This is a genomic window from Nocardioides sp. SRI_004, from assembly GCF_057586415.1.
In genome coordinates, this window is the sequence record NZ_JBYCZV010000012.1 from 107,926 (window position 1) to 127,505 (window position 19,580).

General features: G+C 70.0%; 17 protein-coding genes and 1 tRNA gene. 4 read left to right on the forward strand and 14 right to left on the reverse strand.

The genetic code is table 11. The annotated features are described in order from the left end of the window. Positions 1-74 precede the first annotated feature (74 nt). On the reverse strand, positions 75-2,213 hold the full coding sequence (locus AC2YHB_RS17240) for a thiamine pyrophosphate-dependent enzyme (RefSeq protein ID WP_179650449.1): 2,139 nt from the start codon (positions 2,211-2,213) through the stop codon (positions 75-77). 272 nt (positions 2,214-2,485) lie between these two features. On the opposite strand from AC2YHB_RS17240, the gene AC2YHB_RS17245 reads away from it, so the two are divergent. Next, positions 2,486-5,275: a family 43 glycosylhydrolase gene (locus AC2YHB_RS17245; protein WP_179650448.1), complete on the forward strand. Its 2,790-nt coding sequence runs from the start codon at positions 2,486-2,488 to the stop codon at positions 5,273-5,275. An 81-nt stretch (positions 5,276-5,356) separates the two neighbouring features. Here AC2YHB_RS17245 and AC2YHB_RS17250 read toward each other — a convergent pair whose 3' ends face one another. After that, positions 5,357-6,523 (reverse strand): thiolase family protein, encoded by a 1,167-nt coding sequence (locus AC2YHB_RS17250; protein ID WP_179650447.1) that lies wholly within the window; start codon positions 6,521-6,523, stop codon positions 5,357-5,359. A 91-nt stretch (positions 6,524-6,614) separates the two neighbouring features. Between AC2YHB_RS17250 and AC2YHB_RS17255 the strand changes: the two genes are divergently transcribed. Further along, the gene (locus tag AC2YHB_RS17255) at positions 6,615-7,052 is read left to right on the forward strand and encodes a winged helix-turn-helix transcriptional regulator (RefSeq protein ID WP_179650446.1); all 438 of its coding nucleotides are present in this window, start codon (positions 6,615-6,617) and stop codon (positions 7,050-7,052) included. Between the two features lie 4 nt (positions 7,053-7,056). Here AC2YHB_RS17255 and AC2YHB_RS17260 read toward each other — a convergent pair whose 3' ends face one another. The 4 genes from AC2YHB_RS17260 to AC2YHB_RS17275 form a co-directional block, all read right to left on the reverse strand. After that, complete coding sequence (locus tag AC2YHB_RS17260) at positions 7,057-7,665, reverse strand: hypothetical protein (RefSeq protein ID WP_179650444.1); 609 nt, start codon at positions 7,663-7,665, stop codon at positions 7,057-7,059. 315 nt (positions 7,666-7,980) lie between these two features. Continuing rightward, positions 7,981-8,763 (reverse strand): hypothetical protein, encoded by a 783-nt coding sequence (locus AC2YHB_RS17265; protein ID WP_179650442.1) that lies wholly within the window; start codon positions 8,761-8,763, stop codon positions 7,981-7,983. A gap of 5 nt (positions 8,764-8,768) precedes the next feature. Beyond that, complete coding sequence (locus AC2YHB_RS17270) at positions 8,769-9,644, reverse strand: DUF2705 family protein (protein ID WP_179650440.1); 876 nt, start codon at positions 9,642-9,644, stop codon at positions 8,769-8,771. Next, positions 9,641-10,591: an ABC transporter ATP-binding protein gene (locus AC2YHB_RS17275; RefSeq protein ID WP_179650438.1), complete on the reverse strand. Its 951-nt coding sequence runs from the start codon at positions 10,589-10,591 to the stop codon at positions 9,641-9,643. The genes AC2YHB_RS17270 and AC2YHB_RS17275 overlap by 4 nt, the downstream gene beginning before the upstream one ends. A gap of 91 nt (positions 10,592-10,682) precedes the next feature. Here AC2YHB_RS17275 and AC2YHB_RS17280 point away from each other — a divergent pair, with 91 nt between their 5' ends. Both AC2YHB_RS17280 and AC2YHB_RS17285 read left to right on the forward strand, forming a co-directional pair. After that, on the forward strand, positions 10,683-11,354 hold the full coding sequence (locus AC2YHB_RS17280) for a response regulator transcription factor (RefSeq protein WP_179650436.1): 672 nt from the start codon (positions 10,683-10,685) through the stop codon (positions 11,352-11,354). 71 nt (positions 11,355-11,425) lie between these two features. Then, entirely contained in the window at positions 11,426-12,706 is a 1,281-nt protein-coding gene (locus AC2YHB_RS17285) for a sensor histidine kinase (protein WP_179650435.1), read from the forward strand. A gap of 306 nt (positions 12,707-13,012) precedes the next feature. Here AC2YHB_RS17285 and AC2YHB_RS17290 read toward each other — a convergent pair whose 3' ends face one another. The 8 genes from AC2YHB_RS17290 to AC2YHB_RS17325 form a co-directional block, all read right to left on the reverse strand. Then, positions 13,013-14,266, reverse strand: coding sequence for an MFS transporter (locus AC2YHB_RS17290; protein WP_179650434.1), 1,254 nt, complete (start codon positions 14,264-14,266; stop codon positions 13,013-13,015). Positions 14,267-14,317: 51 nt separating this feature from the next. Further along, positions 14,318-15,454 carry a site-specific integrase gene (locus AC2YHB_RS17295; RefSeq protein ID WP_487354339.1) on the reverse strand — a complete coding sequence of 379 codons (1,137 nt, stop codon included), beginning with the start codon at positions 15,452-15,454 and terminating at the stop codon, positions 14,318-14,320. A 243-nt stretch (positions 15,455-15,697) separates the two neighbouring features. Beyond that, positions 15,698-16,384, reverse strand: a complete 687-nt coding sequence (locus AC2YHB_RS17300; RefSeq protein WP_179650433.1) for a hypothetical protein — start codon at positions 16,382-16,384, stop codon at positions 15,698-15,700. Then, entirely contained in the window at positions 16,381-16,959 is a 579-nt protein-coding gene (locus AC2YHB_RS17305; RefSeq protein ID WP_179650432.1) for an RNA polymerase sigma factor, read from the reverse strand. The genes AC2YHB_RS17300 and AC2YHB_RS17305 overlap by 4 nt, the downstream gene beginning before the upstream one ends. Positions 16,960-17,029: 70 nt before the next feature. Continuing rightward, positions 17,030-17,542 (reverse strand): hypothetical protein, encoded by a 513-nt coding sequence (locus AC2YHB_RS17310; protein ID WP_179650431.1) that lies wholly within the window; start codon positions 17,540-17,542, stop codon positions 17,030-17,032. 137 nt (positions 17,543-17,679) lie between these two features. Next, complete coding sequence (locus AC2YHB_RS17315; RefSeq protein ID WP_257026914.1) at positions 17,680-18,612, reverse strand: tyrosine-type recombinase/integrase; 933 nt, start codon at positions 18,610-18,612, stop codon at positions 17,680-17,682. Positions 18,613-18,810: 198 nt separating this feature from the next. Continuing rightward, a tRNA-Met gene (locus AC2YHB_RS17320) sits at positions 18,811-18,884 on the reverse strand. A gap of 82 nt (positions 18,885-18,966) precedes the next feature. Then, positions 18,967-19,569, reverse strand: a complete 603-nt coding sequence (locus AC2YHB_RS17325; RefSeq protein WP_036541888.1) for a trimeric intracellular cation channel family protein — start codon at positions 19,567-19,569, stop codon at positions 18,967-18,969. Positions 19,570-19,580 lie beyond the last annotated feature (11 nt).

A 19,580-nucleotide genomic window follows, 5' to 3' on the forward strand; every position in this document is an offset into this window, starting at 1 on the left:
CCCTCGAGCTTCGGCCGGCGGTTCCGGCGCTTGCCGTCGACGCTAGGGAGTCACGGGTGTGGCGACCATCGGGATCAGCCCTGAGCCGACCCCGAGGTCGCCAGACGCCGTCCCGCCTCGACGACCTCGTCGACCTGGAGCAGCACCGTCGCCGCCGCCGGACCGAGCGGCACGTAGCTGTCGGCGCTCGTCACCCGCGCCAGCGGTACGTCGACGCCGGCATCGACGAGCGCCGTGACGACCCCCTCGCTGACACCGCCGGACGCACGGGTCTCGTCGACGACGAGGACCGCGCCGGCACCGCGCGCGGCAGCGACCAGGGCCTCGACCGGCAGCGGCGCCAGCCAGACCAGGTCGAGCACGGTGGTGGCGATGCCCTCGGCCTCCAGCGCCAGCGCGGCCGTCCGCCCGAGGTGGACGCCGTTGCCGAAGGTGACCAGCAGCAGGTCGGTGCCGCTGCCGTGGACGGCGACGTCGCCCAGCCCGACGGTGCCCGACGGCTCGAAGCCGGCGAGCCACTCCTCGTCGCCGTCCACGAGGTCACGCGTGTGGTAGCGGGCGATCGGCTCGAGGAACACCACGACCCGCCCCTCGCGCGCCAGCTCGAGGCAGCCGCGCAGGAGGGCGGGAGCCAGCGCGGGATGGCTCGGCACCGCGAGCACCAGCCCCGGGATGTCGCGCAGCACCGCCACGGAGTTGTCGTTGTGGAAGTGGCCGCCGAAGCCCTTCTGGTAGGCCAGGCCCGCGATCCGCACCACCATGCCGTTGTCGTGCTGCCCGGCGGAGAAGAAGCGCAGCGACGCGGCCTCGCCGCGCAGCTGGTCCTCGGCGTTGTGCAGGTAGGCGAGGTACTGGATCTCCGGCACGGGCGTGTAGCCGGCGAGCGCCGCGCCGAGGGCGGTGCCGAGCACCGTCTGCTCGTCCAGGAGGGTGTCGAAGACGCGGCCCGCGCCGAAGGTCGCCGCCAGGCCGCGGGTCACCCCGTAGACACCGCCCTTCGCGCCCACGTCCTCCCCGAGGACGAGGACGCCGGGGTCCGCGGCGAGCTCGGCGGCGAGGGTCTGGTTGATCGCCTGCGCGAGGGTGATCCCGCCCGGCGCGGCCGCCGGGCGGTGCACCACCGGGCGCCGCTCGGGGAGCGCCAGCGGCGCGATGACCTGGGACCGGGTCCGGAGCGGCTCCTCGGCCCGCACCTCGACCGTGCGGCTCGCGACATCGGCGCGGAGGGCGTCGTACTCGTCGAGGAGGTGGGACGGCGTGCGGACGCCCCGCTCGACGAGCAACCGGGCGGTCGCGAGCAGCGGGTCGCGCTCCAGGTCCGCGGCGATCGCGCGCGGCGACCGGTAGGCGATCTCGACGTCGGAGCCGGCGTGGCCGAGGAAGCGCACCGTGTGCAGGTGCAGGATCGCGGGGCGACGCGTCTCCCGCACCTGCGCGAGTGCGTGGCGCGCGACACCGAGGAGGGCGATCGGGGCGTCCCCGTCGACCTCGAAGTACGGCACCCCGGGCACCGACTGCAGCGCCGCGCCCACCCAGCCGCGCGGCGACGGGGTGCTGATGCCGAGTCCGTTGTCCTCGCAGACGAGGAGCACCGGGCAGTCCTTGTGCCGGTGCGCGAGATAGGCGGCCGCGTTGAGGGCACCGGCGGCCGTCGAGTGGTTGAGCGAGGCGTCCCCGAAGCTGGCCACGACGACGGCGTCCTCGGCCCAGCCGGTCTCCCGGCCCGAGGCAGCGGCGAGCCCGAGCGCGAAGCCGAGGCCCACGGCACGTGGCAGGTGCGAGGCGATGGTCGAGGTCTGGGGGACGATGCCGAGGTCGGGGTGGCCGATCACCTTGTGCCGACCGCCCGACGCGGGGTCCAGCGCCGAGCAGGTCAGGCCACGAAGGGTCTCCCGCACCGGGTCGACCGTGCCCGACGCGAGCGCACGGGCCGCGTAGAAGGCGCCCGAGCGGTAGTGGAGCAGCGCCGGGTCGCCGGGGCCGGAGAGCATGCCGAGCGCGGCATTCGACTCGTGGCCGGCCGACCCGATCGTGTAGTAGCCGGCTCCCGCGCGCTGCAGCTCGCGCGCCGCGAGGTCGAGGAGGCGGCTGGTCGCCTGCGCGCGGAAGAGCGCCAGCAGGTCCCCGTCGAGGGGCGTCGACGTCGCGCTCGGCTCGGGCGGGACCGGCAGCCGTCGTACGACGTCCAGGAAGTGCTCCTCCACGGGCTCCATGCGCCGACGATGCCAGACCAGCCATGCGCACGCTCACACCGACGCCGCGATCCGTGAGACCCGTCCTTGACCGGCCCGGATGTTAGCGCTAACAATCTGTGGTGACGGGCGTCACACCGCTCCCGGATCCCCATCGGCCCGCCCGTCGCCGACGCGTCCGGGGCGCCGGCACCCCACGAGCTCCGACGCACACGCCCTCGGGCGATGCCGCGCGCCCCCGGAACGGTCCTGCCGTCCCGGCTCGACGCATCCCCGTCCCCAGAAGAGGAACGATGAACCGAACACGAAGCAGGCGGGCGACCGCGTCGCTCGCCGCGCTCGCGGTGGGCTGCTCGCTCGCCATGGCAGTCGCCGCGCCGCAGGGCGCCCGGGCGGACGAGGCCGTCCGCGCGGGCGCCGCCCTCGACACCGCGCCGGCGGAGCTGGTCACCAACGGTGACATCGAGGCAGGCACCGCCGGATGGACGGCCGTCGGGTCCGCGACCCTGAGCCTGGGCTACTCCACCCGGCACGGCGGCGCCATGTCGCTCAAGGTCAACGGCCGCACGGCCCACACCGACGGGGCGTCCCGGGCGATCGAAGGACTCATCGCCGGTACGACGTACGACGTCTCCGCGTGGGTGCACTACCGCGACCTCGGTGACGCCTCCACCGACTTCGCCGTCGTGCTGAGCGACGCGGGCGGCTCCTCCCGGGTCATGGCCCAGTCGGCCGTCGAGAAGGGCTCGTCCACGGCGACGACCACGTTCGGCCACGTCTCCGGCTCCTTCACGGTCCCGACCACCGGCCTCGACCTCTCGACGGCGAAGGTGTCGATCCAGTCGGTCGGCCCCGCCACCGTGCCGGACATCTTCTTCGTCGACGACATCTCCGTGTACGGCGAGCGCGAGGTCCCGCCGCCCCCGCCCGACCCGCTGGAGCGCAACGACAACACCGCGCCGGGCAGCTTCGGCGCCTTCGCGAAGACTCCGGGCACGGATGCGGCGAGCCGGCGCGGGAACCCGCTCGTGACCCAGAACTTCGGGGCCGACCCCTGGGCCATGGAGCACGACGGGCGCGTCTACGTCTACACGACGAACGACACCCAGGAGTGGGTCGACCACGTCGAGAACGGGGAGTCCAACAACTACGGCCGGATCAACGAGATCAACGTGTGGTCCAGCGCCGACCTGGTGAACTGGACGAACCACGGTCCGATCAACGCCGCCGGTGCGGACGGCATCACGCGAGCCGCGGCCAACCGTCCCGGCAACTCGTGGGCACCGGCCGCCGCGGCCAAGGACGTCGACGGCGATGGCGACGACGAGTTCTTCCTCTACTTCGCCAACAGCGCCGGCGGGATCTGGGTCCTCCAGGGCGAGTCGCCGCTGGGCCCCTTCACCTCGCCGTTGAACCGGTCCCTGATCGGCTTCGACACGCCGGGGGTGAACGACAACTCCGACCCGGAGGCGAACGACGTCGTCTGGCTGTTCGACCCCGCCGTGCTCGTCGACGACGACGGTGAGGCCTACATCTACTTCGGCGGCGGCGTCCCGACCGGGGAGGCCAACCACCCGAACACCGCGCGGATGGCCAAGCTGGGCGACGACATGGTCAGCCTCGCCGACGACAACGACGACGGGCAGGTCGACGAGGTCCAGATGATCGACGCGCCGGGGGTCTTCGAGGACTCCGGGATCCACAAGGTGGGCGACACGTACTACTACACGTACTGCACCAACTTCTCCCACACCCTCTCGGGCGTCGACTTCGGCCGTGGCGACATCGTCGTCATGGAATCGGACAGCCCGCTCGGTCCGTGGTCGGAGCCGAAGCTCGCGTTCGCCAACCAGGCGCAGTTCTTCGGCGCCGGGACGGGCGGCAACAACCACCACGCGTTCTTCGACTTCCAGGGCAGCTGGTATCTCACCTACCACGCCCAGACCCTGGACGTGGCGATCGAGGACGGCGCCTCCGCCGGCTACCGCAACGCCCACATCGACAAGGTCGACATGGGCGCGGACGGCACCATCGCGCCGGTGACCGGGACCTACGCCGGGCCGGGCCAGAAGGCCGCCTTCGACCCCTACGAGGGACCGGTGTCGGCAGAGACCATCGCCTGGCAGGCCGGCACGCGGCAGGGGTACGTCGGCACGAGCACCTGGGAAGGCCAGACGCCGACGCCGAAGCTCACCAGCATCGACGACGGCGACTGGACGTCCCTCGCGGGCGTGGACTTCGGCGACGGAGCAGCCGGGCTGACCGCCCGGGTGCTCCCGAAGGCCGGAGGCACGATCACGGTCAGCACGAGTCCCGACCCCGCGCAGGCCGACGCGGTGGTGGGCAGCATCACCGTCCCGGCCGGCGACGGCTCCACCTGGACGGACCTCGACCTCCCGCTGGCCGAGGGCGCACTGACCGGCACGCACGACCTGTTCTTCCGCTACTCCGGCGAGGACGCGGGCCAGCTCTTCGACGTCGAGACCTGGAGCTTCGCACCCGTCGAGGCCCCGCAGCCGGTGGAGACGGCCGTCTCGGTCGCACCGGTGACCATGGTCTACGGCCAGGTCGGCTGGCTGCGGGTCGCCGTGTCGGGGGCCGACGAGGGCACCGTGTCGACCACGGCCGGGGGCCGGAAGGTCACCGCCGGGATCGACGAGGACGGGAAGGCCAAGCTGCCGATCGCGCGGCGCTCGCTCCCGCCCGGGACGCACGACCTGACCGTCAGCTACGCCGGGACGCCGGAGTTCGCGCCGTCCTCGACCAGCGTGCGGGTGAGCGTGGTCAAGGCGCGCGGCCATCTCACGGTGTCCGCGCCGACGAAGGTCCGCACAGGCAGCTACCTGACGGTCCGGGCGCGGGTCTCCGCGTCCGGCCTCTCCCCCACCGGCAAGGTCACGGTGGCCCTGGCCGGCGTACGGGTGCGGCCCGTGACCGCGGTCGTGAGGGACGGCGTGGCCACCGTCCGGCTCCGCGTGCCCCGGTCGACGCGGGTCGGCACGAAGCAGCTCCGCGTGACCTACGCCGGCAGCCCCTTCGTGACCGCCACCCAGGCCGTCCGCAGCGTGCGCGTCACGCGCTGAGGCGGACCCGGCACGGGGCGGCCGCACCCTTCAGCGCGAAGGGTGCGGCCGCCCTGCTGTCCGGCTCGAGCGCCGGCCTGCTCAGATCCTCTCGATGATGGTGGCGTTGGCGAGGCCCCCGGCCTCGCACATGACCTGCAGCCCGAACCGGCCGTCCTGCTGCTCCAGCACGTTGAGCAGGCTGGTGGCGAGCCGGGCACCGGAGGCGCCGAGCGGGTGGCCGATCGCGATCGCGCCGCCGTTGACGTTGACCTTGGCGAGATCGGCGCCGGTCTCGGCCTGCCAGGCGAGGACGACGGAGGCGAACGCCTCGTTGACCTCGAACGCGTCGATGTCGCCGAGCGAGAGGCCCGCCCGGTCGAGCACCTTCTTCGTCGCCGGGATGATGCCGGTCAGCATCAGGATCGGGTCGTCGCCGACCACGGCGAAGGAGTGCACCCGGGCCCGCGGCTTCAGCCCCAGCCGGGCCGCCGCCTCCTCGCTCGTCACGAGCACCGCGGCCGAGCCGTCGTTGACCGGCGAGCTGTTGCCGGCGGTCACCCGCCAGTCGATGGTCGGGTACGCCGCCGCCCAGTCGTCGTTGCGGAAGGCAGGCCGCAGACCGGCGAGGGTCTCGACCGACGTGCCCGGGCGGATGGTCTCGTCGGTGCGCAGGTCGTTGACGAACGTGACCTGGCTGTCGAGGAGGCCGTCCTTCCACGCCCGGGCGGCACGCTCGTGGGACATCGCGGAGTACTCGTCGAGCTGGGCACGGGACAGGTCCCACTTCTGCGCGATCAGCTCGGCGCTGATGCCCTGCGGCACCAGTCCCCCGCCGTAGCGGGCGCCGACCTGCGGGCCGAAGAAGTCCTTGCCCTGGAACTGCGAGCCGATCGGGATCCGGCTCATCGACTCGACACCGGAGGCGACCGCGACGTCGTACGCACCGGCGATGACGCCCTGCGCCGCGAAGTGCAGCGCCTGCTGGCTGCTGCCGCACTGGCGGTCCACGGTCACGCCCGGGACGCTCTCCGGGTAGCCCGCTGCGAGGAGCGCCCAGCGCGCGGTGTTGCCGGCCTGCTCCCCGACCTGACCGACGGCACCGCTGATCACGTCGTCGATGACCGCGGGGTCGAAGCCGGTGCGGTCGACGAGCGCCCGCAGCGCGGCCGCGTGGAGGTCGACGGGGTGGATGTCGGCGTACGCACCGCCGGGCTTGCCCTTGGCGAGCGGCGTGCGGACGGCGTCGACGATGACGGCTGCGGACATGGCGTGCTCCTCGGTCAGTTGGTTTTCCGAACTGACCCCATGGTGGCGCGGTAAGTTTGAAAACACAACCGTCTTCGCCGAGGATGTGACCATGCCGACAGCACCCGCCGCCCGGACCCCGCGGGACTGCACGATCGCCGATGCGCTCGAGGTCGTCGGCGACCGGTGGAGCCTGCTCGTCGTCCGCGAGCTCTTCTACGCCCAGCGCCGCTTCACCGAGATCGCGCGCAACACCGGCGCCCCGCGCGACATCCTCACCACCCGGCTGCGCAAGCTGGTCGAGCACGGCGTGATCGCGCGCGAGCAGTACAGCGAGCGCCCGCCGCGCTACGAGTACCGGCTGACGGAGATGGGCCGCGCCCTGTCCCCCGTGCTGCTGACCCTCAAGCAGTGGGGCCACGAGCACGTGCGCCAGGGCGCGGACCCGGTGCGGTTCGACCACGTCTGCGGCCACGAGTTCGTCGCCGAGCTGCACTGCGCGGCGTGCGGCGACCCGCTCGAGGCGGGCCAGCTGACGCTGGAGGGCTGAGGCCTCAGCCGGACGGGAATCGCGTGGACCCGGCCACGATCATCACCACCACGAGTGCCCCGATCCCGGCCGCGAGCAGTGCCTCGCGGCCAGTACGACGCTGCGACGGGACCGCCAGGAGCAGGAGACCGCACACCCCCACCGCGAGTGGGGGCACGAACAGCGGCAGCAGGCCGTCCAGGACCGCCGAGAGCGCGCCCAGGACGCCGCCCAGCAGCGCGACCCGGAGCGGCGAGACCGGCGGATCCGCGCGTGGCAGCGCCACGACGGAGACGGCACCTCCACTCGCGAGCTGGCCCGGTGCGAGCGCCCGCAGGAGCAGCGTGACCGTCGCCGGGTCGGCGACGACGACCACGTCGCGGAAGCGGTCGCGCAGTGCGTGCTCCCGCACCAGCGCATCGAGCCGGTGGCCGCGGTCGGCATCCGGGAATCGCACCGGGGCCAGCAGGATCTCGGGCCGCACGTCCCCGGAGACCGCTTGGGCGACCGCCTTGGCCTCGCCCGTCGGCGCGGTCAGCACCAATGCACCCCGGGCCACCTCGCGCCCGAGCGCACGCAGGTCAGGAGACCCGGACGCCGTGCTGACGACGGCGATGCGCTGGTAGCCGGACACGCGGCGACGATAGCGCCGCGGGGCGACGCCGCGTCAGGCGGGAGAACGGGAGAAGAACGCCTGAGGGCGGCCACCGGATCCGGTGACCGCCCTCAGGACTTTGGTAGCGGGGGCAGGATTTGAACCTGCGACCTCTGGACGCCATCAGGGGCATCGCGACTACTACGGTCTCGGGCCGGAAACAACCGATTCGCTCGGTGTGGTGAGGGATTCGCCCTCGCTTCCAGTCTCAGGATACCCGTCTGGTGCGGTGTGGGACGGATCCAATGTGGACACTAAATGGACCGTGCTCGAATCCGTCGTCATGGCGCATCGTCACCTGGCCAGTACCGGGATCGTCACCGAGTCGGAGCCTGCGACTCCAGCTGATGTCGTGAAGTCCACGGTGATCTCCTTGGTGCCGGGCGGCAACGCGCCGGGGAACGAAATGGTCGCGGTGGCTTCTTCTTTGACGTTGAACGGCACGGTTCCAAGGTTGACGTCCCCAGCGGTGGCGACCGCTGTCCCTGCACAGCCCTGGCTACCGGTCCCACAGGTGGCCTTCATGCTGACGTGTCCTTCGCTGTTGGGGACAACGCTGGGGCTGGCTGAGTTGAGCACTGAGGGGAACTGGACGCCGGTGGCTGTGTCGTCGCTGTTGGGGTCGAAGCATCCGTCGAACTCGAAGGCGGGGTTGGTGACTTCCTTGCCGTGTGCGTCGGTGATGGTCAGGAATCCGGTGAGTTTGGTCGGTCCGGCCGCGGTGTAGCAGTCGTTGCTGTGCACGTTGAGCTCGAACTTGCCGTAGCCCTCGGTGGGCATCGGGACCTGGGGGTCGTTCCAGCTCATCAGGCAGACCCAGTCACCGCCGGGGCCGACGTCGGCAACATCAGGCCCGTGCTTGTCGCACATCGCCTTGGCCTGGAGGGAGGATGCCGTGATGTCGTGTCTGCCGAGGATCTGGGCTTGTTGGATGTAGATGTTGGCGAATGTCGCGGGAAGTGACTTCTCCAGGCGGGCGCGTGTGACGGTGCTGCCGCCGTTGTTGGCAGCGACCGCGGCTCCGAGTCCACCGAGCAGGGCGAGTGCGGTCACGATGACGATGATGGTTCGACGCATGGGGTTCAGCCTCCAGTGATGTCGCGGCGGCGAAGCAGGACGAACGCGCCAGCCAGGGAAGCGAGGCTCCATGCCCCGCTGACGAGCAAACCTTCTCGGAGTGGCCCCGTGAATCGGGGGGCCGCGAGGAGTCCGTGCCAGGCCTCGAAGGGTGTGCTCAGCAAGAACGGGCGGACAGACTCGATGCCGCCTAGAGAGCCGACCAGTCCCATCACCATTCCGAGGACGACGGGCGCGGCAATGCCCACAGCTGGGTTCCTGGACCAGACCGAGAGCAGGATGGCCAGGCAGGTGAAGCCGATGACGGGCCCGAGCATGCTGGCCCAGCTCGCCGTGACTAGTTGCACGGCGGTGTGCGCCGAGATGGTTTGCCCGGTGAGGCCGACCAGTGGCTGATGCCCAACGATGAGCAGGCTCGACGCGATGGTGGAGGTCGCGAGCAGGACCAGCATCAGTATGGCGAAGCCGCCGGCGGTCAGGGTCTTGGCCCAGAACACTTTGGAGCGGCTGGCGGAGCGTGTGAGGACCGTTTTCCAGGTGCCGTGCTGGTCTTCGCTGGCGAAGATGTCGCCGGCGACGATCGCCGTCAGCAGTGGGAGCACCCACTGCGACGCGAACCCGAGGATAAGCAATGCCAGTGCGAACCCGTTCTCGGTGGCGAATCGGCCGAACAGGGTGTCCTTCGGAGGCCGTGACTGTCCGTGGAGGATCACCACGATGGGGATGGGCGCGATCAAGGCACCCACGAGCACGGCGCGGGCACGGTACTGGGCGCTGAGCTTTCGGATCTCCCAGCGCAGGGCGGCGAGCAAGCCGGGACGGCCCGGGCGCGGCGGTGCTGTGGGCTCAGTTGCAACGGCCTCGGACTCAAGGGTGCTCATCGCACGGGCTCCGGTTCGGTGGTGCGGTCGTCGAACTGATCGTCGGTGAGCATGAAGAAGAGTTCCTCCAGAGGAGTCCTGGTCTGGGTGAAGCCGAGCAGTGCGATGTCGTCACGTACTAGGGCAGCGACGTACGCGGAGACGGCCGGCGGAGGGCCCGAGACGACAAGGGCCGCCTCCGGCTGGCGGGTTACCGAGATGTCCGGGTGCTGGTGGGCGAGATCGAGTGCGCGGGCATCGTCACTGGTGCTCAGCACGTGCCCGGGATCCGGAGCCATCGCGCGGAGGTCGTTGATGGTGCCGTGGAACGCGACCGCGCCGCGGCGCATGATGGTGACGTTGTCACAAATCTCTTCGACCTCATCCATGTGGTGCGAGCTGAGCAACACCGTCAGCCCGCTGGCGGCCAACCGCTTGACCAACGCGCGCATGTCACGGATACCTGCCGGGTCGAGGCCGTTCGCGGGCTCGTCGAGAACAAGGAGCTTCGGCTCGCGCAGCAGGCTGGCGGCGACCCCAAGGCGCTGGCGCATGCCGTAGGAGTAGCCCCCGACCTTGTCGTCGGCTCGGCTTACCAGGTCGACGATCTGAAGGGTCTCCTCCAGCAGGCCAGGTCGGATGCCCCCGTCGAGGAGGGCAAGGCCCCTGAGGTTCTGGCGGCCGGTCAGGTAGGGGTAGAACTTCGGGCTTTCGATGAAGCCTGCTACTCCGTCCAGGGTCTTGACGCCGTCTTCGGCCCAGGTGCGCCCGAAGATCTCGATGGTGCCGGCGTCGGGGCGGATCAGACCGAACAGCATCCGCAGGAAAGTGGTCTTGCCGGCGCCGTTGGGTCCCAGGACGCCGTACACCTCGCCCGCCGCGACCTGGATCGAGATGTTGTCGACGGCGCGCACCGACCCGAACGTCTTGATCAGCCCGGTCGCATCGACCGCAAGGGTTTCGTTCATGTGCACGACGCTAGAGACGGGACCTGAAAGCAACGTGAACCCGACGTTTGGACGCGCAGCCGTCGTAGCGACAGCCTCCTAGACTCTGGTCGTGCATGTTGTGGTCATCGACGACCAGCCCAGGATGGTCGAGCTCGTCACGAGCTACCTGGAGGAGAGCGGCGTGCGCACCACGGGGTGCTACGACGGCGAGTCAGGGCTCGCCGCTATCGCCGAGCACGACCCCGACGCTGTGGTTTTGGATCTGATGCTTCCTGGGTTGAGCGGAACCGGCGTTTGCAGGGCATTGCGCGCTGCTGGCAACCAGGTTCCGATCCTCATGCTCACCGCGCGGGGTGAGGTCAGCGAACGTGTCGCTGGCTTGGAGGCCGGCGCCGACGACTACTTGGTCAAACCGTTCGCGCTCGAAGAGCTCCACGCCCGCATTCGGGCGATTGCACGTCGCCGCGACGAACGTCCGTCCTCTGTCCTGGTTGCCGGTGACGTCTCGATCGACCTCGGGACTCGTCGGGTTCGGGTCGGGGACGCCGAGCTGTCGTTGGCGCGCCGGGAGTTCGACATGCTCACCACCCTGATGGACCCACCCGGGAGGGTGGTCTCCAAACAGCGGTTGTTCGAGGAGGTGTGGGGAGACGAGGCGGACCTGCGCAGCAACTCCCTGGAGGTCTACGTCTCCCGGCTGCGCCACCATCTGCGCGCCTCGTCGATCGTGTCCATCACGACCTTGCGGTCGGTCGGCTACCGACTCGACACCCGCACATGAGGGGCCTGTGGGTCCGATTCCTTCCGCGGGCACGCATCCGGGTCCGTATCGTCGCAGCGGTCGTCCTGGCCATGTCCGTGGTCCTGCTGGCCGCGGGCGGGTTCGTCTACTGGCGCGTCAGCTTTGCACTCGACCGGCAGCTCAACCAGGACCTGCTCGCCTATTCCGACCTCATCACGAAGGTCGTCCGCGCCGGGGAACCCCTCCCGGCCGACAACCCGGGCGAGGTTTCCCAGACCTACTCCATCAACGGCGACGTGACCGCGAAGAGCGACCAAGGAGTCATACGGCTCCTCACCCCAAGCCAGGTCACGACCGCAACCGCGACACCGAAACAGCTCGACCTGGGACGCGTGATCGTTCCCGGGGCGCACCCCTACCGAGTGCGCTATTTCACCGTCGAAACCGCCCGAGGGACAGTCGTGGTCGCCACCGCCATCAGCCGTCACAAGCATGACGAGGCCCTTCGTGAGCTCCTGGGTCAACTCGCCCTGGCAGACCTGGCCACGATGATCGCGGCCGGTCTCGTGGGATGGGGCGCGGTGCGAGCGGCGTTCGGTCCGGTCGAGCGATACCGCCGCGCCGCTGCCGCCGCCGGCGGAGACCCCAGTCGACGCCTCCCGGTGGACACCGACCGCGACGACGAGCTCACCCGCCTCGGAACGACGTTCAACACCCTGCTCGCAGAGATCGAAGAAGGCCAGGTTCGAGAGCGCCAGTTCCTCGCAGACGCCTCCCACGAACTGCGGTCACCGCTGGCCCTGATGGCCGCCGAGGTCGAATGGGCCCGGCACCGGCCACGCAGCGAGGAGGAGATAGCGACCGTGTTGACCTCGCTCGGCGTACAGACTCAACGCCTTGTGGACCTCTCGAACGCGCTGCTGGACCTCGAGGAAGCTACCTCGACGGGGTTCGACCGATCCATCGTTGCCGCGGATGTGCTCATCGAATCAGCCATTGCCGACCTGCGTGAACTCGCGATCGCAGCTGGGCGATCGATCGAGGTCCTAGCCTCATCCGCCGAAGTACGAATCGATCAGCGGTGGGTCGGGCTCGCGGTAGGCAACCTGGTGGCCAACGCCATCAAGCACGGCAGCGGGACCATCAAGGTCGCCGTCGAAGTCGGCCAAGGCGATTCCCCCATGCTGCGCATAGATGTCACCGACGAGGGCGGAGGGATACCGACCGACCTGGGCGTCAAGGCGTTCGACCGGTTCGCCCGGGCTGACACGAGCAGGTCCACCCCCGGCAACGGACTCGGCCTAGCTTTGGTCGCTGCCATCGCACGACGGAACGGCGGCACGGCGGCATTGGTCCCGGGCGGAATCGAGATCGAGATTCCCTGCGATTGATGTGGCAGCGGCCGGGTCCTGGCACAGTCGTGAGCAAGCCGCCGCTGCCCTGCGGGTGGCGACCTAGACTCGACATTGTGAGCCGGAGTCTGGTCCAGCGAGTCCACAATCCGAGGAACCGCGAGTGCGGTTGCGATGCCGACTGCTGGTGCCGTCGTACGGCGGTTGGCCGGGCGGTCAAATGGTGGTTCCCTGCCAGGCTTTTCGGGGTGCAGCACAAGAGTTCGGCCACCGCGCAGTGGACGCGGGACCAGGACCCGTCCGCATAGTCGGCTAAACACCAGCCTCGTGCCGCTGCGATGCTCTTCAGTGCTTGAGCTCTGCCGAGCTTCGCGTCAGCTTGAGCAGCAGAACGAACGACGCGAGCTGGAGCACGGACACACATGCGGCGAGTAGGCCGGGGCGTTGGACGGCGAGGGCGCCGGCGAGCACCCCGCCAGCGATCGCACCGAGTCCCTGGACCGCGGCGAAGATCCCATAGGCCGTGGCTCGACGGCGAGATGGGACCAGGTCGGCGACGAAGGCCTTGACGGTCGAGTCCTGGATCCCGGTGGCCAGGCCCCAGAGGACGACACCGCCGAGGACCGGGGTCAGGCTCGGTGCGAAGACCAGCACCGGGACCGCGGCAACGATCACCGGGACCGCGAGCAACACCTTGCCGCCGTACCGGTCGAAGAGGTCGCCGGTAAGCAGCGCCGCGATCGCCTCGACGCCCATCGCCATCGCATAGACCAACGGCGCCGCGGCCAGTGAGATCAGGCCGGCCTCGACGAACCGGAACGAGATCACTCCGAACGTCATTAGTCCGGCGGTGGTCAGGGCAACCGCGAGCGAGAAGAGGTGGAAGTCGCGCGGCAGGTCGGCGCCGAGTATCGCCGACCAGAGCCCGCCCGCAGTCTGGTCGCCGGCCGCCGGTTCCTCGTCGTCGGGGTCGGGCTGGGCGATCGTCGGGACCCGTCGGCGCAGCTGGGCCAGGAGCAGCAGCGAGGCCAGCCCGGGGATCGCGAGCAGGGCGAGCCCGGACCAGAGCACCCCGGTCACCGCTGCCACGCCGGCGACCAGGAGAGGACCGGCGAAAGCTCCGACCTGGTCCAGCGCCTTGTGCACGGCGAAGCCGCGCCCACGGCCAGTACCGGTCGCCATCCGGGCGAGCAGTGCGGACTTGGATGGGCTCCGCACGGCCTTGCCGGCTCTTTCGAGCAGAATCAGGGTCGCTGCCACCGCAACGCCTGCCGCTCCAAGCGCGGGAGCGACCGCCAGCAAGGGCACGCAGACTGCGGTCATGCCGTACCCGACAACGGTCAGCCGCCAATGCCGCTGACTCTTGTCGGCCCATGGCCCGGTGATCAGGCGCAGGATGAGCGCCATCGCCTCACCGGCGCCCGTGACGATGCCGACGGTCAGTGCCGATGCCCCCAGGGTGCCGAGGAACGGACCGGCCACCGACCGCATGCCCTCGTAGACCATGTCGGCCGACAGGCTGACCAGGCCGAACGCGACCACGGTCCGCCACGGGCTCCATGCCTGCCCGCCTTCCCGCGTCGCGGGCGGATCCGTCATTTCTGGCACGTGCCTCATCCTCTCAGCCTGCCCAGGGGGACTTGAAACCCACTACTCCGCCGGACCTGGCTGGGCCCATAGCCCGAGGTCGCGGCTGGAGGTGTACTCCAGGGCTTGGGCCGGTCTGATGTAGCGCTCCATGAGTGTGGAGAGCCGCTTGTGTCGGGTCTGGGCGGCGATCCGGTCCAGGGCGACGCCGGCGACCGCGGCGCTGGTGGCGTGTCCGGCGCGCAGTGAGTGGGCGGTGATGCGTTCGGCGGCCAGGCCGGCGGCTCGGGCGCGTTTGCGGAGCACGATCGAGACGGCTTCGCCCGAGATCGGCTCGAGGGTCACCGCCTTGTTTCGAAGGCTGCTGAACAGCGGTCCTGCCTGGGATCCGCGAAACGTCAGCCAGTCGTCCAGTGCGGCGATCGGGTCGGTGGCGGCGTATTGGCCGTGGACCACGGCGACGACCTGACCGTCGGCGTACTGGTCGGTCTTGGACCGGCGGATGGTGAGCAGGATGCCGCCGGGTTGGAACTCGACGTCGGCGAGGGTGAGCGCGGCGAGCTCGGAGCGTCGCATGGCCGAGGCGAAGCCGAGCAGGATGATGGCGGCGTCGCGGGCGCCGAGGGCGGTGGAACGGTCGATGTGCTGGACGATCTGGCGGATCTCCGTGGTGGCCAGTGGGCGTGCCTGGCGGCGTGGAGCGGGGCCGATGATCCGGCGCAGTCCTCGGCGGACCTGCCGAACCCCTTCGGTAAGGACCGGGTCCCTCAGGCCGTGCATCCGGTGGCGGTAGGAGATGGCGCCGCAGGCCAGGTCGATGGTGCCGACCGAGAGTCCGTCGGCCGCCCGTTCGGTGAGGTACGCGCAGATCAGCGCCGGCTCCGCGGGCAGCGGCGTGGCGCCGCGAGTAGAGCACCAGCGTTCCCACTGGCTCCATGCGAAGTCGTACACGGTGCGGGTGGACTCGGCGTGCGCGGCGGTGATCGCATCGCTGATCCGGACGGCCTCCTCGACGGTGAGGCCGGCGGGCAGATCGGGCGGTCGGGTGGCTGATGTCAGGGCTGGGTTCACCCAGAACTTGTCCGGAGCCAGAACAGCACCGTCGTCACCGGGCTCACCGCGGCGGTGGCGTAGCCGCCAGCGTCCCGGCCACTCCGCTGGCCGGCTCTCACGCGAGCCGCTGAGAAGGGTGCCGCTCACGTCCGCGCCGCATTGGCGCTACCGGTCGTGTCGATGAAAGGAGCAGTAAGTGGACCCGGATCGATTCCCGTGGCCCACGGTCGGCGTCCTCCCCGAGATCCTTGACATCAGCTGGCAGCGGCAAACCCCGGGGCGCTTCTTAGTGATTGCCGAACTCGTAGCTGCCATCGACAACGCCGAGCAACAGCCCGAACCGGCGATGGCGAGGAAGATGCCAGGGCCGAGGCGTCCCATGGTGTCCCGTCAGTTCTGGCCGGAGCCGTTGGTGCCTTGCTGACCACCGGTTGTTCCGGCGCCGCCGGAGTCGTTGCCCGATGTGCCAGTGTCTCCGGACTCACCCGCTGTGCCGCCCGTGGTTCCCTGACCACTGCCTTGCTGGTCCGCGCCACCGTCTGACACGCCCTGGTCGCCGGCGCCGCCGGCCGGCTCGCCCGACTGGTCTCCGCCCGACTGGCCGCCCTGGCCGTCGCTCTGGTCACCCTGTTCGGTTCCGTCCTGACCGGGCTGGTCAACGTCCTGGCCCGGCTGGTCACCGTTGTCGTCGATGTTGGTGTCGGTCTGGTGCTCGACCGGCCCCTGCTCGTCGGGGTTCGGGATTTCCAATGGGGTGAGGGTGTTGATAACCCGGGAGACGATGCGCTGTGCCGGGGTCGGCAGCTCGTTGGCTGCGGCGGCAGCGGTGACGCCGCCGGCCAGGATTCCTGCCGTGACCAGGCCGATGAGGCCGGTCTTGGCTGCCTTGTTCCGGCGACTGCGCGCAGCGGCCAGCGGGGTTGCTCCAGCGAAGAGGGCGGCGAGTTCATCGCCGACCGCCGGCGTGGGCCGGTCAGCGAGGGCGCTCAGCTCGGCGAAGAGATCGCGCATTGCCGGGTCGTCGACTGCGGTTTCGCTGATCATGGGTTCGTCCTCGTGATGGTTGTGCTTGGTCATCGGAATCCCTCCGACGTGGTCGCGCTCCCGGGGTCCGATTGCCCGGTGCTCAGCAGCCTGCGGAGACTGCCCAGTGCCTTGCTCTGGAGCTTCTTGACGGCCACCTCGCTGCGTCCGATCGCCGCAGCTGTCTCCTTAAGAGTCAGCTCGCCCAGCACGCGCAGTGTGATCACAGCGCGTTGGTCCTCGGGGAGCAGATCGAGCACCGCCAGGACGTCGCTGGAACCGGCACGTTCAAGGGCCTGGTCCTCGGCGGAGGCATGCGTGCGTGGGTCCGAATCCGCGTCGTACTCGGTGTGAGCCGGTCTGCGGTCCCGACTCCGCAACTCGTCCACGAGCTTTCCGTGAGCGACGGTGAACACGTAAGCCCGGAACCCGGGCCAGCCTCCGGTGATCTCGGCCATCCGGGTCAGGACCCGGACGAACACGTCGTTCGTCATGCCGTCGGGGTCTGCTGCACCCCGGAACTCCAGGTAACCCGCGACGCGGGATGCGAGCGCCTCGTAGAGGGTGCGCATCGCTTCGCCGTCACCGGCCGCGGCACCGGCCACGGCCAACTCGAGCTCTTCGGTCACCGACTGACTCCTCCAGGACACGATGGTAGGACGGGCAGGAAGACTGCCCGTCCTACCGATGACCATGGTGTCAGCCGTTGGAACCGTCGCCGTTCGCGCCGTCACCGGCGTTGTCCTGGCTGTCGCCGGCGTTACCGGAGCCGGTGTTGCCCGTGTCGCCCTGGTTGTCGTCGGCAGCAGCGTCGTTGGTGTCGCCAGCGTTGTCCTGGACGTCGCCTTGGGCACCGTCGTCGGCGTTCTGGTTGTCGCCGTTGTCGTCGCCCTCGGCCACGTCACCGTTGTCGACGTTGTCGTTCTCGCCGTTGTTGTCACCCTCGACGACGTCGCCCTCGTCGGTGTTGCCGTCCTGCGCGTCACCCTGCGCGGCGTCGTCAGTGTTCTGGTTGTCGCCGTTGTTGTCACCCTCGATCACGTCAGCCGTGTCCTCCGGGGTCGCCGGCGTGCTCGGGGCGTCTACGACGGCCGGAGTCGGGGTCGTGGGGGCCGGGTCGCTGGTGGCCGCGTGGGCGGCGACGCCGATCCCGCCGATCGCGAGGACGGCGATGCCGGTGGTGGCGATGGTGCGCATGTTGGTGATCTTCACGGTGCTCTCTCCCATAGTCGTGGACAGGCGTCCTTGGCTGATGGGAGAACCGCTCGGCGCCGGCCCGACGGCACCCACGTGTCCAGAATGCGAGACATAGTCGCTTTCGTGGTCCTGACGACCTCACGAACCGAGGTTCAGAGGTTTCCCAGGTCGAGACGACGTGCCTCGGCGGCAGCTCGTTCGGAGGCGCGGGCGCGGGTGTAGCGGACGAGCATGTCGCTGCGGGTCCATCCGGCGATGGCCATGAGGCCGGATTCGGAGCCGCCGGCGGCGAGCCAGCGGTGGGCGGCGGTGTGCCGCAGCCGGTGGGGTCGGAAGCGCTGGACGCCGGCTCGCTTGGCGCGTCGGCGCAGGGCGCGGCTGAGTCCTTCGCGTCCGAACCGCTGGCCACGGTTGCCGAGCCACAGGTCAGGGCTGGCGGCCAGCGGGTGTTGTTCACGCTGGTCGAGGTAGACCAGCAGCGCCTCGGTCGTTTTCTGGCCGACGGGGATCACTCGGCCGCGCCCACCCTTGCCACGACGGATCGTGATCAGCCGTGCGATGAGGTCGACGTCGTCGAGTTGGAGGTCGACGAGCTCCCCGGAGCGGATGGCGGTTTCGAACATGAGCCGGATGATGGCCTCGTCGCGGCGGTCGTTGAGGGTGTCTTCCGGCCGGGCGTGGTCGGCGGGGACGGCACAGGTGGCGATCAGTGCGCGGAGCTCGGCGTCGGTGAGCGGCTCGACCAGCGGTGGTTCGTAGCGGGGTGCCTTGACTCCGGGGAACGGGTCGGCGTCGATCTCACCGCCGGCGGTGAGCCAGGCTGCGAAGCGGCGTACGGCGAGCTGGCGGATACGGGCGGTGCCCGGCGACGAACCGCGGTCGAGGAGACCGGCGATCCAGGAGTTGAGCGCGGCGCGGCTCATCGGCAGGTGGTCGGCCTCGGCGCACCAGCGCAGGTAGCGGGTGGCTCCGTCGGCGTAGATGAAGATCGTGCCCGGGCTCTTGTTTTCGGCACGTAGGGCGGTCTGCCAGTCGGTGATCCGGTCGAGGGCGTGGCTGGCGGTCATCGTCATGAGGTGGGTCATGTCGGACCCGCATAGCCAACCGCCGTCCGGCGTCGATCCGCGGGCCGGTCCCGATGTGGCAGCGTTGTAGGTCACCCGGGGGCGCACTACGCCCGCCGGCTAGAACGTTGTCCGGGAAACCCGTCACTAAGTGGACACTCGATCAAGTTCGTAAATGCTTTCAGGCTCGGAATCCGTAGATTCCGAGCCTGAAATTCGTAGCGGGGGCAGGATTTGAACCTGCGACCTCTGGGTTATGAGCCCAGCGAGCTACCGAGCTGCTCCACCCCGCGTCGGTGAACCCAACGTTACGGCATGGCGGCAAAGGCCACCAAATCGGGGGCATCCAGCGCTTCTGGGCCTGCCTCCCGAGCCTCAGGTCCGGGGCAACGGCGCCGTCCAGCCGCGGTTGAGCGCGAGCAGCCGCCAGCCGATCGTCACCGCCGCGGCGGGGCCGACGACCAGCTCGCCGGCCAGGCCGAGCTCGGCCCCCGTCGACGCCACGGCGGCGCCCGCCAGGGCCGGAATCGCGTAGAGCTGGCCCTTGCGGAAGATCACCGGGACCCGGCCGACGAGGAGGTCGCGGATGATGCCGCCGCCCACCCCGGTGACCATGCCCAGCGCTGCGGCCGGCACCGGGCCGAGCCCGTACTCATGGGCCTTCAGCGCGCCGGCGACGCAGAAGAGCCCGAGCCCGAAGGCGTCGAAGACGTTGATCACCCGCTCCAGTCGGCCGACGGCCGGGTGCCACCAGAAGGTCACCAGTCCCCCGACGACCGGGACCAGGAGGTACCACCAGTCCTTCACCGCCGGTGGTGGGACCGCACCGATGACGACGTCACGGATGACACCGCCGCCAAGTCCGGTGGCCATCGCGAGCACGACCACCCCGACGATGTCGAGCTGGTTGCGCACCGCGACGAGGCCCCCGGAGATCGCGAAGACGAAGATCCCCACGAGGTCGAGGGTGAGGAGCACGCCTGCCTCCT